Genomic DNA, 14,083 nt, shown 5'->3' with positions numbered 1-14,083 from the left:
ATTGAAAATCTATTACCTTAACTACGCCTGCATGGGTTTTTGGAAAAACTTGTTTAGCAGTTCAGAGTCCTCCTCCTCGTCCTCCTGCCAGGTGGAGTATGAGGGGTATGAGGGTGGAGGCGAGGAGTCAGTATCCCTAAACTCTCGCTCGTCATCGAGTAATAATGGTCGGATTTTTTTTAGCACGGATCGGGACATTGATTTATATGAATTGGAAGAACTTTGCAATGCAGTGGGCTGGTCTCGGCGACCCCTGCGTAAAGTTAAAAAAGCCATTCAGTATAGTTTCCTTGTAGTTTCTATGTGGCAAATTCGAGGGAATCAGCGACGGCTGATTGGTTTTGCTAGAGCCACATCCGATCATGCTTTTAATGCTACGCTCTGGGATGTGGTTGTTCACCCAGATTTCCAGAATAAGGGTATGGGTAAAGCCCTGATGAAATTTATCATCAAAAAACTCCGTAGCGATGATATCAGCAACATTACTCTATTTGCTGACCCTCATGTTGTGGATTTTTACCGAAATTTGGGTTTTATATCCGATCCAGAGGGGATCAAAGGAATGTTCTGGTATCCAGATTAAGCCTGGGTTGGCGGTTGAGGTGTTGAGGTATGGAGGTGTGAACAAATAACTGATAACCGACAACAGACAACCGACCCTAGCTTCTTCTGAATCAATTTTGCAATTTTTAATCCAATTTGTGTAAATCTAGGTTATACTCAGAAAAGATTAAACGGGATGTAGCGCAGCTTGGTAGCGCGCCTGCTTTGGGAGCAGGATGCCGCAGGTTCGAATCCTGTCATCCCGATTCTAAATTTTAACTTGGTTTTGATTAGTCTTGATTCTTTTTGTCCATCCCGTGATCGGTGTGTTAGGATGGGTCATGTTTAAGGGGCAGGCTGACTTGGATTAAAATTTTCTCTGGTTGATATTTCTTGAGATTTTGGGGAGAAAAACAACTCCTTTATCGTCAGTGCAACTTATCGGTGGTCAACATGACCCGGGTTCTCTGTTTAGCGTTACTCCTACTGCATCCCCCTGGGTTCAGTGGTACACACTGCATCTGCAATCTAAAAAATATTTAATTCAAAATTTGGAAACATGATCAGATCAATTGTTCGTTTGGGCGCGGTATTGGGAGTTGTGGGCGGTACGTTTTTACTAAGTCCTGATTCGGGATTACGTTTATTTAGCTTGATTCCGGTGGGAACTGAGCCAGCTTATGCAATTCCAGAAAACCAAATTCTAGAAAAACTTCGTTCGATTCCAGTTTTTACGATTACTGATACCCAGGGAGCCCCTTTAGTTGCGACTGTACCCCAGGGAGATAAAAAAGCTGCGGTCGCGGGTGTGTTTATTAGTCGCACGGATGCTGTGGCCTTTATCGATCGCTTAAAAAGTCGTGACCCCAAATTGGCTTCGACTATTCAAGTCACCACGGTTTCCCTGGGGGAAGTATACCGGATGAGCCAACAAGGTCAGGGTTCGGCGGATGAAGTTCAGTTTGCCTACGTCCCGGTACAAAAACAAGTGGATTTAGCCAAGACTGTTTTACAAGAAAATGGACAAGGTGTAAGCGAGTTTAACGGTGTTCCGTTGTTTATTGCTAAGGGTGGCCCAGATAATGGCTATCTGACGATTCAAAATGGTAATGAACAGGTGATCCCAATGTTCTTCTACAAAGAGGATCTGCAAAATATGTTGACTCAATTTAAAACTCAACAGCCTGATTTAATCTCTAACGTTAAAATTGATGTGGTTAATCTCGAAGGCCTGTTGGATGCGTTGAAAAAGGATAATGATCAATTCTTAAATCGGGTTGTCTTGATTCCGCCTCGTGAAACTTTGGAGTATTTACAAAAAAATCAACCCGCCCGCCCCGCCGCCCCCGCCCCCGCCCCTCGTTAATTGAATCAATCCTAGGAAACTATCATGGGGGAAACGATATCGGGTTGGCAACTGCAAGGGTGGATGGAACAGGCTGATGCTGAATGCACCGCCTTGGGGATTTCATCAAGTGAAGTCCACTGGTTTCTCCAAGAGTTAGGGGGTTTGGATCGATTAGCTCTACGTTTACAAACCTTCAAACAACAACCTGCGATTCCCCTTCTAGTTCCTTGGTCGGAATTAACTCAACTGTGGCAACGACGCTTGACCGAGCGTATCCCTTTGCAATATCTTGCGGGGAGAACTTACTGGCGTCATTTTACGTTAAAGGTGTCTCCGCAGGTTCTGATTCCCCGTCCTGAAACGGAGTTAATTATTGATTTAGCTGTATCTGCTATTGAAAATATTGATAATAATGGGATTTGGGTGGATTTGGGGACGGGAAGTGGTGCGATCGCTCTGGGTTTGGCTGATAGTTTTCCAACGGCTGAAATTCATGGTGTAGATACCAGTTTAGAGGCTTTGGCGATCGCTGAATCTAACGCTGAAACCACAGGTTTAAGTAGCCGTATCCAATTCCATCACGGGTCTTGGTGGGAACCGCTACAATTCTTAAAAGGACAACTAACGGGAATGGTATCTAACCCTCCCTATATTCCCTCTGATATTATTCCGACTTTGCAACCGGAAGTTGCCCAACATGAGCCAACTTTAGCCTTAGATGGTGGTGACGATGGTTTTGATTGTATTCGCTATTTAGTAGAAACTGCACCCCATTATTTGCGCCCTGGAGGGGTTTGGATTGTCGAAATGATGGCAGGACAAGGAGAAGGGGTTGCCAGGTTGTTAGAGGCTCAAGGAAGTTACTCTGGGATTAAAATTATTCCTGACTTAGCGGGATTTGATCGTTTTGTTATAGCTTATAAGAAAAACAGATCTCTTCATTATGATTCAAATCTATGGTTCAAGTCTCTGTTGATGCTCTAATTGATATGGCAATTGCTGGTGAGGGTGTGGTTAGTTTCCCAACCGACACTGTACCCGCTTTAGCCACCCGTCCCGATCGGGCGGAATTGATTTTTCAGACGAAACAAAGGAGTCAAGATAAACCATTAATATTAATGGCCGCCACACCGGAAACATTATGGCCTTATGTGAATGGGACAGTTGAAGAATTATTAGTTTGGAAAAGTATCGCCCAACAGTATTGGCCCGGAGCCTTAACTTTGGTATTACCTGCTTCTGAAAAAGTTTCTCCGGCAATGAATCCGGCTGATCCGTCTACAATTGGGGTAAGGGTTCCGAATTGTGTGATCGCTCAATCTATTTTAGCCCGCACTGGCCCGATGGCAACCACTAGCGCTAATTTATCAGGACAACCGCCCCTGTTAACAATGGCTGAAATTAATACTCAATTTCCCGATGTTTTCACGTTATTTTCCTCGGAATTTGATCCAACTATCATCCCATCAACTATTCCTTCAACGGTGGTAAAATGGGAAAGCAATGGTCAATGGAAAATTCTAAGACAGGGTAATTTAGTAATCAGTAATCAGTAAAGAATAAATACTAATCTGTTGATTAACTCCGAGCTTTTAAACTGTTGATCAACTCTTAACTCTTACCCCCCTAGCCCCCCATTGGAAAAGGGGGGAAACTAATTACTGATTACTGAAGTTGACCAATAACTGATCAACTCCTACACTGATAACTGATAACTGATTACTGATAACTGAAATGGGTTGGAGCGAATTTTTATATTTAGGTTTTGGGTTGGGGTTAGGGGTCGCCCTAAATCAGCTATGGCTGGGAAAAGGAAAAAAATCGCCCGACCCAGTTGGGACAGAAGACACCTCCAAAGATGTCGATTATCAACAGCAGGTGCAAACCCTATCTTATCAATTGAAACAAACTCAACTTGCCTATCATTCGGCGACGGAATTGAGTTTATTTAAAGCGGGGTTTTTGGCGCGGACGTCCCATGAGTTGCGATCGCCCCTTAGTAGCATGATTGGTACGTTACAAATAATTATTTCCGATCTCTGCGAGAACCCAGAGGAGGAACGAGAATTTATCAATCTCGCCCACACATCAGCGTTGAAAATGGTGAGATTATTAGATGAAGTGATTTCTGTGGCTAAAACAGAATATGGCACAGATACTATGGATATTCATGCCATTGGGTTAGCAAAACTGATGGATGAGGTAGAAGATTTAACTTGTATGCAGGCGGAAAATCGTAGTATTAGATTAAAAATTGATCCTCCTGATAGTGATATTTATGTGATGGCAGATTTACCTCGACTGCGACAAGTTTTAGTCAGTTTAGTGGATACTGCGATCGCTCAAATGACCGAGGGAAGTGTGAATGTTTCTGCACATCCTTCTCCCGAAACGGGATTTGTGCATATTTGGGTTGATGATCAACGTCCGGTTAGTGCTTGGAGTGAGTCTTGGGATTTATTAAAATCCACATTAGATATTGATCAACCTCCGTTTGAGCAAGGAACTTTATCCCCAGGAATGCGGCTGTTGATGAATCAAACTTTATTGAGTTTAATGAAGGGTCGTTTAGAAATTTTAGCGATTCCTTCTGAGGGAGAAGATTCTAATTTTAATCGGACTCAATGTTCGATTCCCTTAGCAAAACCCTAACTCAATTAGAGACACGGCTTAATTCTTGTCAGCTATTAATATATTTTTGTTACCCCAATTGCTTAATTTTTAAGCCTTTTCCAGAACCCATATACCTTTTAGCCCCCTTGTAACCCGTCAGCAATATTACTTTAAACTATCCTATCTCTAAAAAAGTTGTCAGTATTTTTTGAATTAGCCCTCCCCTAAAGTTAAAATTTCTAGGGGAGGGTGTTTTGGTTTGGGAAGTTGTGATAGATTAGTCGGTGCTGGATCTGATCGAGATTATGGTTTGTTCCCTGACCCAACCTCAGAATACTTTTACTAACTCCGTGCAACGTTTCAAACGCTATGGGTGGGCGACGTTGCTGATTTGGTTCTGTCTGGTTGCCCCGGCCCAAGCCCAATTATTATTGCGGGTCGCTATTAAAGACGGTGCGAATCAGGTTAAAGTCGGTAGCACCACCCAGGCTGTTGTCCGAGATGGCAATGGTAAAGTCCTAGGGGAGTTGGCAGCGATGGGAGGCGGTGTCGCCCAAGCCAAAGCCGGACAGGTCGCCCTGGGCAACTGGCAAGGTTCCCAACTCTGGATTGACCCCAGCAATGGGGGGAATGTGTGGATAGGTAATGGTTGGTATCGAGGACGGGTGTTATTAGTGCCTCGGAATGGCGGTTTAACGGCGATTAATTATGTTGATTTAGAAGAATATCTCTATAGTGTTCTGGGGGCGGAAATGGATGGCGGATGGCCCCAGGAAGCCCTGAAAGCTCAGGCGGTGGCGGCGCGAACCTACGCTCTCTACAGACGTCAACGCAGTAATGGGGTTTTTGATGTTGGAGATGATCAAAATTCCCAGGTCTATAAAGGTTTAATTACTGAATCCACGGGAACTCTGGCGGCGGTGAATGCGACCAGGGGACAGGTTTTGACCTATAACGGTCAAGCTATTTTAGCGGCTTTTCATTCGGCTTCTGGAGGACATACCGAAAATGTTGAGGATGTCTGGAATGAACCCTTACCCTATTTACGGGGAGTCCCAGACTTTGACCAAGGAACTCCGGTATTTGAATGGACAAAAACCTTCTCACAAACGGATTTAAGTAAACGGATTTCTGGTGTCGGGAATATTACGACGATGACTCCGCAACGGACTTCGGCCTATGGTAGTATTCTGGCGATGAAAGTAGTTGGGGACAAAGGGGCGCGAGTGATGAGTGGGGATGATATTGCCTCAGCCCTGGGACTTCGTAGCACCCGGTTTCAAGTGAATCGAAAAAGTGGGACGACCAGTTTTCAAGTCACGGGTCGTGGCTTTGGTCATGGAGTGGGTTTGAGTCAATGGGGTGCTTATAATTTGGCTCGGGGTGGATACAATTATCAACAGATTCTAGCCCACTATTATCAGAATACGACTTTAGCAAAAATTGATGTTCGCTAACCGTAGTGAGTCCTTTAGGACTCTCTGATGATATTTAAAGATGGGGAAGAAGCCCTGAAGGGCTTACTACGGGATACGGATTAAATCTTCATCTCCGTGTCATATCTTTGCCACAGTAGCGTCATATTCACCCTGTAACTTAAAGAATATCGGGGCAAAAACATTTCTACCCCCTTAATTCTTTATAGATAGAGGTATTACAATGAAATCTGATTTTGATGCTTTAAATTCTCCCCTAGAGTCTTCTCGGTTGGAATGGACGGAAACACCCCGTCCTACTCAACGCCCGAAAACCTCATCTTTAACATCTTTATCTTTAGTTTTATTAGGGGTAGGGGCAGGAATCGCTGGAATGTCTATTCTGCCTCAACTCCAACGCCCTCAACCCAGCCCCCCGACGGTGACATCCCCCGTACCCCCGACCGCCCTCCCTGCCCCAGTCAGTGCCAAGCAGGGGACAATTACCACTCCTGACTTGGTAGCTTCGGTGGTACAGCATTTCGGGCCAGCTGTTGTCCGAATTAATGCGACCAAAACCGTTGAAAATCAGATGCCACAACAGTTTAATGATCCCTCGTTTGAACGTTTCTTTGGTTCTCAAATGCCCAATGCGCCTAAACAGGAAATTGTTCGGGGTTCCGGGTCAGGATTTATTGTTAATTCCAATGGTCGAATTATTACTAATGCTCACGTTGTTGATGGGGCTACAAAGGTATCGGTTGTATTAAAAGATGGTCGTCAATTTGAAGGAAAAGTAGTGGGTACTGACCCGGTAACGGATGTTGCTGTGATTCAAATTCAAGCGGATAATTTACCGACTTTAACTATTGGTAATTCTGAAACTTTACAACCTGGGGAATTAGCGATCGCCATTGGCAACCCATTAGGATTAGATAATACTGTAACTGTGGGTATTATTAGTGCTACAGGTCGTTCGGGAAGTGAAGTTGGTATTCCCGATAAACGAGTTAGTTTTATTCAAACCGATGCCGCTATTAATCCGGGTAATTCTGGTGGGCCGTTACTGAATCAAAAGGGTGAGGTAATTGGGATGAATACCGCCATTATTCAAGGCGCCCAGGGCTTAGGATTTGCGATTCCGATTAATCAAGTTCAACACATTGCCGATCAAATTTCTACCACTGGAAAAGTTGAACATCCATATTTAGGGATTCAAATGGTAACGCTTTCTCCTGAAGTCAAAGAAAGTCTAAATCAAGATCCCAATAGTCCGATTAGTGTGAATGAAGATCGAGGAGTTTTGATTGCCAGAGTTATGCCCAATTCTCCCGCCCATCAGTCAGGATTACGCGCTGGAGACGTGATTATTCAAGTGGATAATATCGCAGTTACTAAAGCCGATGAAATCCAACAAATTGTTGAAAATGTAACGGTAGGAAGTTCGTTAAAAATGGAAATTAAACGTCAAGGTCAACCTCTCAATTTAGACGTGAAAACCGCAGCTATCCCCGTTAATCAGTAATCAGGCTGTAGAGATGCGCCATGGCGCGTCTCTACTAATTGCTGATAGGATCATGAACCGTAACTAATTTTGTTCCATCGGGAAAAGTGGCTTCAACCTGTACGTCATGAATCATTTCAGGAATCCCCTCCATAACATCTTCTCGCCTTAAAATTGTTTTTCCATAACTCATTAATTCCGAAACTGTTCGTCCTTCCCTTGCTCCTTCCAAAATAGCAGCAGTAATATAAGCAACGGCTTCTGGATAGTTTAATTTTAGTCCTTTTTCTTTGCGTCTTTCTGCTAATAAAGCAGCCGTAAAAATCAATAACTTATCTTTTTCTTGCGGGGATAATTGCATAGATTTATGTTAATAATTTTTCAAGGATTAAAGTTGCCAGACGCGAGGTTTGACAATTGATTTTCCCGTATAATTTTGACGGAGCAATTGCCAAACATCCGTAAACCAGTTTATCACCTCTTGGGTAGAATTTCCCCGATAGCGACAGAGTAATCCTGATATTAATTGCGTCACTCCAGCTTGACTAGAAGTTTCTCGCTGCGACCACAATTGTCTGATATTTTTCACAATATCTTCAGAAACAGGTTGTCCCACCCAAGTTAAGGTGGCAATTACAGGTTTTCCCCCCAAACCATGGGGACTATTCAATATTTCTTCATTCGCAATAAACCCCTGTCGATCAATCCAAACTGGACAGCCATTCTGCCAAATTTCCGTACAGGATTTCCATTGTCCTTGGTTGAATATTTCTCCCCTAGCTGTACGTCCAAACCGGGTAATTTCCCATCCCAAATAACAAGCATTCGGGTCTAAATTCACTCGAAGATTTTGACTAAAAATAGCTCCATTAAAGATAATTATTTCCCTGGGAATAAACTCTAAATAAGCTTGTTCTTGGATTTCAATATTAATAGTATTTTGGGCGGTTTCTCCCGAACTTCGATAAATTTTACTGGCTGCGGGAGTAGTTAATAAAACCTGGGTTTCCGGCTGTAAATTAATGGTTTGGGATAGGCGATCGCCGCCTACCATTCCTCCGGCAGTATGTAATATAATACTATGGCAGATATCCTTACCTTCAGGATAAAAAGAACGCTGAATCTTTAACGGGGCTTGACTATAGGCTTTAACTAACTGAGTAGAATTATTGATTTTTTGATAATCTAACTCTAATATTCCTTGCCATTGCGAGGGATTAATTTCTAAATTTTTCATAAAAGTAGTAAGCCCTAAAGGGCTTCTTCAAGTTTTTATCGTTACCAAACCAATAATTATACATCGTTATTAATGGTAGTAAGCCCTTTAGGGCTTCTTCAAGTTTTTATCGTTACCAAACCAATAATTATACATCGTTATTAATATTAGTTTTTACTATTAAATCTAGGGAATAAAGAAAGCCCTGAAGGGCTTACTACTAATTATACATCGTTATTAATGTTGGTTTTTACTATTAAATCTAGGGAATAAAGAAAGCCCTGAAGGGCTTACTACGGGATTAAGTGGGATTTAATAAATTTGATAATAGCATCTAATCCTTGTTGGGTTTTTAGGTTTGTAAATACAAAAGGTTTATTACCGCGCATTTTTTTCGCGTCTCTTTCCATAATTCCTAAATCTGCACCCACTAAGGGCGCGAGATCAATTTTATTAATTACTAATAAATCGGATTTAGTAATTCCTGGGCCACCTTTACGGGGAATTTTATCTCCGGCGGCTACATCAATAACGTAAATAGTAATATCCACTAATTCTGGGCTAAAGGTAGCGGCTAAATTATCCCCACCACTTTCTACAAATAACAAATCTAAATGATTAAATTTGGTTTCTAATTGTTCAATAGCTGCTAAATTTAATGAAGCATCTTCCCGAATAGCTGTATGGGGACAACCTCCGGTTTCTACCCCTAAAATGCGATCGCTTTCTAAGGCTTGGGAATTAACTAAAAATTGAGCATCTTCTTGAGTATAAATATCGTTTGTAACTACCGCTAATTGATAGGAGGTTCGCATTTGCTTACACAAAACATCAACTAAGGCTGTTTTTCCCGAACCTACTGGCCCAGCAATTCCAACTCGTAAACCAGACATAAAATTAAAACTAAAATTACCCATATTAATTATAGCATAAATTTAATAAAATCAACTTCTAAATAATCGACTATATTGGGTTTCATGGGCCATGCTTGCTAATGCTAACCCCCAATTACAACTCACTAAATCCTCATCTTCTAATTGTAAAATAGCTGTAGCTGTTGATTCTATTTCCGGGTGTAATTGTAAGAGTAAAGTTTGACCCATAGTTTGACCTAATGGAATTAGTTTTACCCCAGCACTAATTAAATTAGTCGCCCAACTATAGAGATATCCTAGTAAGGCATTTTTTAGATCAAGATGCCAATATACTGCACCTAATCCAAATGCGATCGCATAATTACAAGGTTTGCCCACTTTTTCCGTCCAATCTTTCAGATCAGGTAATTCTAAATCTGTTGTTTTAACCGCTTCTAAATTAACTAAAAGCTGGATTAAAGTATTTCCCATCTGCCAACTTTGTTGTCGCAATTCCGATGTTTCTTTAGCCGCTGTTGACCATTGATTCCAATAAACAAATTGGTTATAATTTTGATTGATAACACAGCGATAAGCCCGAACCATTAAGGCAGCTTCCAGTCGAATTGCGCCATAATTCAGGTCTTGAATTAACCACTGTAATAAACTAGAATGATCAGTAATAACTTGAGTTTCAACTAAGGTTTCTAAACCCTCTGAATAACTATAAGCACCCAAGGGTAAAGCCGGACTGGAAAGTTGTAATAAATTTAAAATCATTGATAATATAGCAGTTCTTGTGGATATCTTTACAAAGGTCAAGCCTAATTTAACCACAAAGACACAAAGACACAAAGAAGTTGTCAACACTAACCTGCTTATTGCTATAATTAATGATGATGTCCATAGGCTCCCCCTTCAGGATAAAAAGGCGCAATTTCTTCTTGAATTGTTAATCCCTGATTTACTAACATTGAAGATAGTACAGGATCGGGGGAAAATCGTAAATAGTCGGAGGTAATTTCTAACCGAACATGACGATTTCCTAAATGATAAGCCGCTTTTAATAAATCGAGGGAATGGTTAGCCCTGACTGTAATAATAGGTTCAGGTTTAGCAATCACTTTTGCCCAAATATCTTGAGCATCAGAGGTTAATAAATCCCCCGCTTTTAAAACTATTCCCCTAGGAAGACGAAGATAATAGGTTTTACCCTCTAAAGTTTCAATATATTGACGGGTTTTTGTGCGTTCTTCTGCGGTTAGAGCCAGATTAACTGTAACCTGTTGATGCTCTTTCTCTGGAATTAATTGCGTAAAAATAATCATAATTGTAGGTGATTAGAACTAATAGAATAAAGTTTAAATCAATCTATTAATAAATTCCTCATTGTTGTGCTTGAGCACCGATTTCAAGAAGGGCTAAAGCCCAACAACTTTTATATCACAATAGGTTATGCCTTCAGATAGATGAATTTAGGCCAGAATTTTAGGTACATTTAATTTAATCATCTCATCTAAATCAATTCGTTTTTAATTGGGATAAACTTTGGTAAAAATTTATGAATAATCGACCTTTAAATCAGCCCCATTCTAATCGGGATAATCCTGACCCAGTAAGGGATGAATCTATTCGTCAAAATGAAAGAACTAAAGTTAATAATGACATAGCTTGGAGTACCATAATTGGCATAGGAATTGCTGTATTATTATCACTGGGAATTGGTTTTCTAGTTTGGCCTAGTTTATTTAAACCCGATGACTCCAAAGCTCCAACCGTAGGGCCAGGACAATCGGAACTTAATACTCCCAAAACTCAAACCCCAGGGCGAGATACGGTAATTATTGAGAAAAATCGAACTCAAGTTGTTCCTGTTCCCGTGCAAGTCCCCCAACCTAAGCCCAATGTTAACGTAACAGTTCCTCCGGCGGCTCCTCAAGCTGCTCCCAATGTTAATGTAACAGTTCCTCCGGCGGCTCCTCAAGCTGCTCCTAATGTTAATGTAACAGTTCCTCCGGCGGCTCCTCAAGCTGCTCCCAATGTTAATGTAACAGTTCCTCCGGCGGCTCCTCAAGCTGAACCCAAGAAGGACGAAGTATTACCAGAAACCAATTCTAGTCCCACTTCTGAGCCTTCTCCCCCAGCGTCTGGAGACACCAATGGGTCTGGAAATTAAGTAATGGGTAATGGGTAATGGGTAATGGGTAATAGTAAAGAAAGGACTATAATGGAGAATTGTCTAAATTCAATCAGATTCAATGAGTCCAGTAATGGTTAATGCAGGTTTGTCTCCGATTCGGGTAGGAATTTTAGGATTTGGCGGGCTAGGACAGGCAGCAACAAGGGTTTTAGCCCCAAAACAGCAAATGCAGTGGGTGGCTGTGGCCGATCAGAAGGGCTATGCTTATGATGGGGAGGGACTGAACCCGAATCGCTGTATTGAGATATATCAAGCTCAAGGGTCGGTGGGATATTTAGAAACCCATGGAGTTTTGAGTAGTAACAGTATTGAAGATTTAGTTAAAACCGCCCCAGGGGTTGAAGGATATTTTCTGGCTTTGCCGAATTTACCTAATGATTTTATGGCTAGTGTGGCTAAAACCTTTATTCGGTTGGGATGGCGAGGGGTATTAGTCGATGCGATTAAACGGACGAGTGCCGTGGAATTATTATTAGAACTCAAAGATGAGTTACAAACCGCCGGAATTACCTATATGACCGGATGTGGAGCGACACCTGGGTTATTAACAGCAGCAGCCGCCCTCGCCGCCCAAAGTTATACAGAAATTCACAACATTAAAATTACTTTTGGAGTCGGGATTGCTAATTGGGAAGCCTATCGCGCTACTATTCGAGAAGATATTGGTCATTTACCCGGATATACGGTTGAACAGGCCAGAGCGATGACCGATGCAGAAATAGAAGCTTTATTAGCAGAAACGGGCGGGTTACTGACCTTAGAAAATATGGAACACGCCGATGATATTATGTTAGAGTTGGCGGGTATTTGTTCACGCGATCGCGTTACCGTGGGTGGAATTGTGGATACTCGCAACCCCAAAAAACCTTTAAGTACAAACGTTCAAATTACAGGCCGAACTTTTGAAGGGAAAGTTTCAACCCATACCTTTACTTTAGGGGATGAAACCAGTATGGCAGCTAATGTTTGTGGGCCGGCTTTCGGCTATTTAAAGGCAGGAATTCAACTACATCGTCGAGGGATTCACGGTTTATTTACGGCGGCGGAAATTATGCCTCAATTTGTTAGTTAATATTCAATAAAAAGCGATCGCTAACTTTAAAAAAACTCAGGGAGATTAAAATTCTACCTGAGTTAAAACTGTATTTTTTGATGTTTATTAATAGATAAATGCACCCGGTACTCTGATTTTGATAGTAATTTTATTGTTTGGATATACAATTGATTAAATCTTGTAACTACAGCCTGAATTGGAGTTATCTATTTCTTAAATAAAGTAGCGGCATGATGAGTACCGCTACTATTGAGATGAGATAAAGGCTGAGGGTCTCAATCATTTGAGACAGATATTAATGCAATTTTTGAGTGGTTTGGGATGACTAATTTAATCATCGTTTTCTTAGTTAGATTGACGACGACGGGAAGCCAGCATTCCACCAAAAGCTAAACCTAAACCAACGAGTGTGGCGGGTTCGGGAACTTCAACGGGGGGTTTGGGAGTGGGAGGTTCTACATAGCTGGCAAAAGTGTCACTTTTGCCATAAATTCCTTGAACGTGCATTCCAACTTTTAACTGATTAGAATTCAACTTACTGATCACTTTGTCAAAGCTACCGTCAAACAGCAAACCCAACTTTTCTGTCTGATCAATTCCGTCTTTATTAGAACCTTGCCGGATTGAATTAAAACCAATACTATCAGGATCGTCCCAACCTGTAATCAGGTTAGATTGAGCCAAATTTGTACTATTTAGATCTTTTTCAAAACCAACAACTCCTTTATTGTAAAAAGATCCGATAGCAGAGATTCCAAATAAATTATTAGTTAAATCACTACTGGTATCAGAGAATTTAATCTGGCTAATAAATGCAGTTGATACTGCACCTGTATTTTCAAACTGGAACAAAACTTGATTGGTATTGGTTTTGCTAACATTAAACTTGAATTGGCTAACAAGACCATCTCCAACTGTGTCGCCACCGAAGACGTTGCTAAATCCAAAGGTTTTTGTATCGTATATCCCCAAATCTGAAGTATTAACAGGAATAGTCGAACTGGGTGCTGGGGGTGATGGAGGTTTTGCTTGTGCAGCAGGTGCTGCAACTGTCGAACTGGGTGCTGGGGGTGATGGAGGTTTTGCTTGTGCAGGTGCTGCAACTAGGGAAACGGCAACTCCAGTAGCTAATACAGTGGAACCGATAATTTTAGATATTGTGTTTTTCATCTCAGCCTCATCCTTTATATTTTTTAGCCTGGGGTAGAAACAAGGGGATTGAACTTAGGCGTTCTTGGTCTCTTTGTCCTACCCTATTACTAATACTACGCAATTAGTTTGGGGTTGTCTATAGGTTTTTGGAAATATTGGTTATTTTTACCGAAGGTTTACAGTG

The 14,083-nt window shown here is 41.5% G+C and carries 15 protein-coding genes and 1 tRNA gene; 10 read left to right on the top strand and 6 right to left on the bottom strand.

Translation table 11 applies throughout. The features are described from left to right. The first annotated feature begins 49 nt into the window (after positions 1 to 49). From NMG86_RS07215 to NMG86_RS07180, 8 genes are all read left to right on the top strand, one after another. On the top strand, positions 50 to 583 hold the full coding sequence (locus tag NMG86_RS07215) for a GNAT family N-acetyltransferase (RefSeq protein WP_373282671.1): 534 nt from the start codon (positions 50 to 52) through the stop codon (positions 581 to 583). 152 nt (positions 584 to 735) lie between these two features. After that, a tRNA-Pro gene (locus NMG86_RS07210) sits at positions 736 to 809 on the top strand. A 293-nt stretch (positions 810 to 1,102) separates the two neighbouring features. Next, positions 1,103 to 1,909: a Tic22 family protein gene (locus NMG86_RS07205; protein ID WP_330942940.1), complete on the top strand. Its 807-nt coding sequence runs from the start codon at positions 1,103 to 1,105 to the stop codon at positions 1,907 to 1,909. A gap of 24 nt (positions 1,910 to 1,933) precedes the next feature. Then, positions 1,934 to 2,875: a peptide chain release factor N(5)-glutamine methyltransferase gene (gene prmC, locus NMG86_RS07200; protein WP_026797327.1), complete on the top strand. Its 942-nt coding sequence runs from the start codon at positions 1,934 to 1,936 to the stop codon at positions 2,873 to 2,875. Further along, positions 2,848 to 3,447, top strand: a complete 600-nt coding sequence (locus tag NMG86_RS07195) for an L-threonylcarbamoyladenylate synthase (protein WP_026797326.1) — start codon at positions 2,848 to 2,850, stop codon at positions 3,445 to 3,447. The genes prmC and NMG86_RS07195 overlap by 28 nt, the downstream gene beginning before the upstream one ends. Positions 3,448 to 3,625: 178 nt before the next feature. Then, positions 3,626 to 4,543 (top strand): sensor histidine kinase, encoded by a 918-nt coding sequence (locus NMG86_RS07190; protein ID WP_026787563.1) that lies wholly within the window; start codon positions 3,626 to 3,628, stop codon positions 4,541 to 4,543. 266 nt (positions 4,544 to 4,809) lie between these two features. Further along, the gene (locus tag NMG86_RS07185) at positions 4,810 to 5,961 is read left to right on the top strand and encodes a SpoIID/LytB domain-containing protein (protein WP_043938796.1); all 1,152 of its coding nucleotides are present in this window, start codon (positions 4,810 to 4,812) and stop codon (positions 5,959 to 5,961) included. 202 nt (positions 5,962 to 6,163) lie between these two features. Then, a complete protein-coding gene (locus NMG86_RS07180) occupies positions 6,164 to 7,444 on the top strand; it encodes an HhoA/HhoB/HtrA family serine endopeptidase (RefSeq protein ID WP_043938798.1) in 1,281 nt (426 codons plus the stop codon). 34 nt (positions 7,445 to 7,478) lie between these two features. Here NMG86_RS07180 and ureA read toward each other — a convergent pair whose 3' ends face one another. The 5 genes from ureA to ureE all read right to left on the bottom strand — a co-directional run bounded on the left by ureA (position 7,479) and on the right by ureE (position 10,821). Beyond that, positions 7,479 to 7,784, bottom strand: coding sequence for an urease subunit gamma (ureA, locus tag NMG86_RS07175; protein ID WP_026787566.1), 306 nt, complete (start codon positions 7,782 to 7,784; stop codon positions 7,479 to 7,481). A 27-nt stretch (positions 7,785 to 7,811) separates the two neighbouring features. Next, positions 7,812 to 8,660 (bottom strand): urease accessory protein UreD, encoded by an 849-nt coding sequence (locus NMG86_RS07170; RefSeq protein ID WP_026797323.1) that lies wholly within the window; start codon positions 8,658 to 8,660, stop codon positions 7,812 to 7,814. Between the two features lie 272 nt (positions 8,661 to 8,932). Then, a complete protein-coding gene (gene ureG, locus NMG86_RS07165) occupies positions 8,933 to 9,532 on the bottom strand; it encodes an urease accessory protein UreG (RefSeq protein ID WP_026787568.1) in 600 nt (199 codons plus the stop codon). Between the two features lie 51 nt (positions 9,533 to 9,583). Beyond that, complete coding sequence (locus tag NMG86_RS07160) at positions 9,584 to 10,273, bottom strand: urease accessory protein UreF (RefSeq protein WP_026787569.1); 690 nt, start codon at positions 10,271 to 10,273, stop codon at positions 9,584 to 9,586. A gap of 110 nt (positions 10,274 to 10,383) precedes the next feature. Further along, entirely contained in the window at positions 10,384 to 10,821 is a 438-nt protein-coding gene (gene ureE / locus NMG86_RS07155; protein WP_026797322.1) for an urease accessory protein UreE, read from the bottom strand. A gap of 233 nt (positions 10,822 to 11,054) precedes the next feature. Here ureE and NMG86_RS07150 point away from each other — a divergent pair, with 233 nt between their 5' ends. Together NMG86_RS07150 and bioU are read left to right on the top strand one after the other, a co-directional pair. Beyond that, on the top strand, positions 11,055 to 11,669 hold the full coding sequence (locus tag NMG86_RS07150; RefSeq protein WP_026797321.1) for a hypothetical protein: 615 nt from the start codon (positions 11,055 to 11,057) through the stop codon (positions 11,667 to 11,669). A gap of 82 nt (positions 11,670 to 11,751) precedes the next feature. Next, positions 11,752 to 12,765 carry a (S)-8-amino-7-oxononanoate synthase BioU gene (gene bioU / locus NMG86_RS07145; protein ID WP_026797320.1) on the top strand — a complete coding sequence of 338 codons (1,014 nt, stop codon included), beginning with the start codon at positions 11,752 to 11,754 and terminating at the stop codon, positions 12,763 to 12,765. Positions 12,766 to 13,092: 327 nt separating this feature from the next. On the opposite strand, the gene NMG86_RS07140 is transcribed toward bioU, so the two are convergent. Further along, entirely contained in the window at positions 13,093 to 13,917 is an 825-nt protein-coding gene (locus tag NMG86_RS07140; RefSeq protein WP_026797319.1) for a PEP-CTERM sorting domain-containing protein, read from the bottom strand. Positions 13,918 to 14,083: the final 166 nt, after the last annotated feature.

The organism is Planktothrix rubescens CCAP 1459/22 (genome assembly GCA_904830895.1).
Lineage (GTDB): Bacteria > Cyanobacteriota > Cyanobacteriia > Cyanobacteriales > Microcoleaceae > Planktothrix > Planktothrix agardhii.
Note: the sequence above shows the minus strand (reverse complement) of the source record. Positions and strands in the feature narration are given on the sequence as shown.

Bases quoted from the DNA above. Each gene is read 5' to 3' on its own strand.
- NMG86_RS07205 (WP_330942940.1), top strand. From the start codon at position 1,103: ATGATCAGATCAATTGTTCGTTTGGGCGCGGTATTGGGAGTTGTGGGC.
- prmC (WP_026797327.1), top strand. From the start codon at position 1,934: ATGGGGGAAACGATATCGGGTTGGCAACTGCAAGGGTGGATGGAACAG.
- NMG86_RS07195 (WP_026797326.1), top strand. From the start codon at position 2,848: ATGGTTCAAGTCTCTGTTGATGCTCTAATTGATATGGCAATTGCTGGT.
- NMG86_RS07190 (WP_026787563.1), top strand. From the start codon at position 3,626: ATGGGTTGGAGCGAATTTTTATATTTAGGTTTTGGGTTGGGGTTAGGG.
- NMG86_RS07185 (WP_043938796.1), top strand. From the start codon at position 4,810: ATGGTTTGTTCCCTGACCCAACCTCAGAATACTTTTACTAACTCCGTG.
- NMG86_RS07180 (WP_043938798.1), top strand. From the start codon at position 6,164: ATGAAATCTGATTTTGATGCTTTAAATTCTCCCCTAGAGTCTTCTCGG.
- ureA (WP_026787566.1), bottom strand. From the start codon at position 7,784: ATGCAATTATCCCCGCAAGAAAAAGATAAGTTATTGATTTTTACGGCT.
- NMG86_RS07170 (WP_026797323.1), bottom strand. From the start codon at position 8,660: ATGAAAAATTTAGAAATTAATCCCTCGCAATGGCAAGGAATATTAGAG.
- ureG (WP_026787568.1), bottom strand. From the start codon at position 9,532: ATGTCTGGTTTACGAGTTGGAATTGCTGGGCCAGTAGGTTCGGGAAAA.
- NMG86_RS07160 (WP_026787569.1), bottom strand. From the start codon at position 10,273: ATGATTTTAAATTTATTACAACTTTCCAGTCCGGCTTTACCCTTGGGT.
- ureE (WP_026797322.1), bottom strand. From the start codon at position 10,821: ATGATTATTTTTACGCAATTAATTCCAGAGAAAGAGCATCAACAGGTT.
- NMG86_RS07150 (WP_026797321.1), top strand. From the start codon at position 11,055: ATGAATAATCGACCTTTAAATCAGCCCCATTCTAATCGGGATAATCCT.
- bioU (WP_026797320.1), top strand. From the start codon at position 11,752: ATGAGTCCAGTAATGGTTAATGCAGGTTTGTCTCCGATTCGGGTAGGA.
- NMG86_RS07140 (WP_026797319.1), bottom strand. From the start codon at position 13,917: ATGAAAAACACAATATCTAAAATTATCGGTTCCACTGTATTAGCTACT.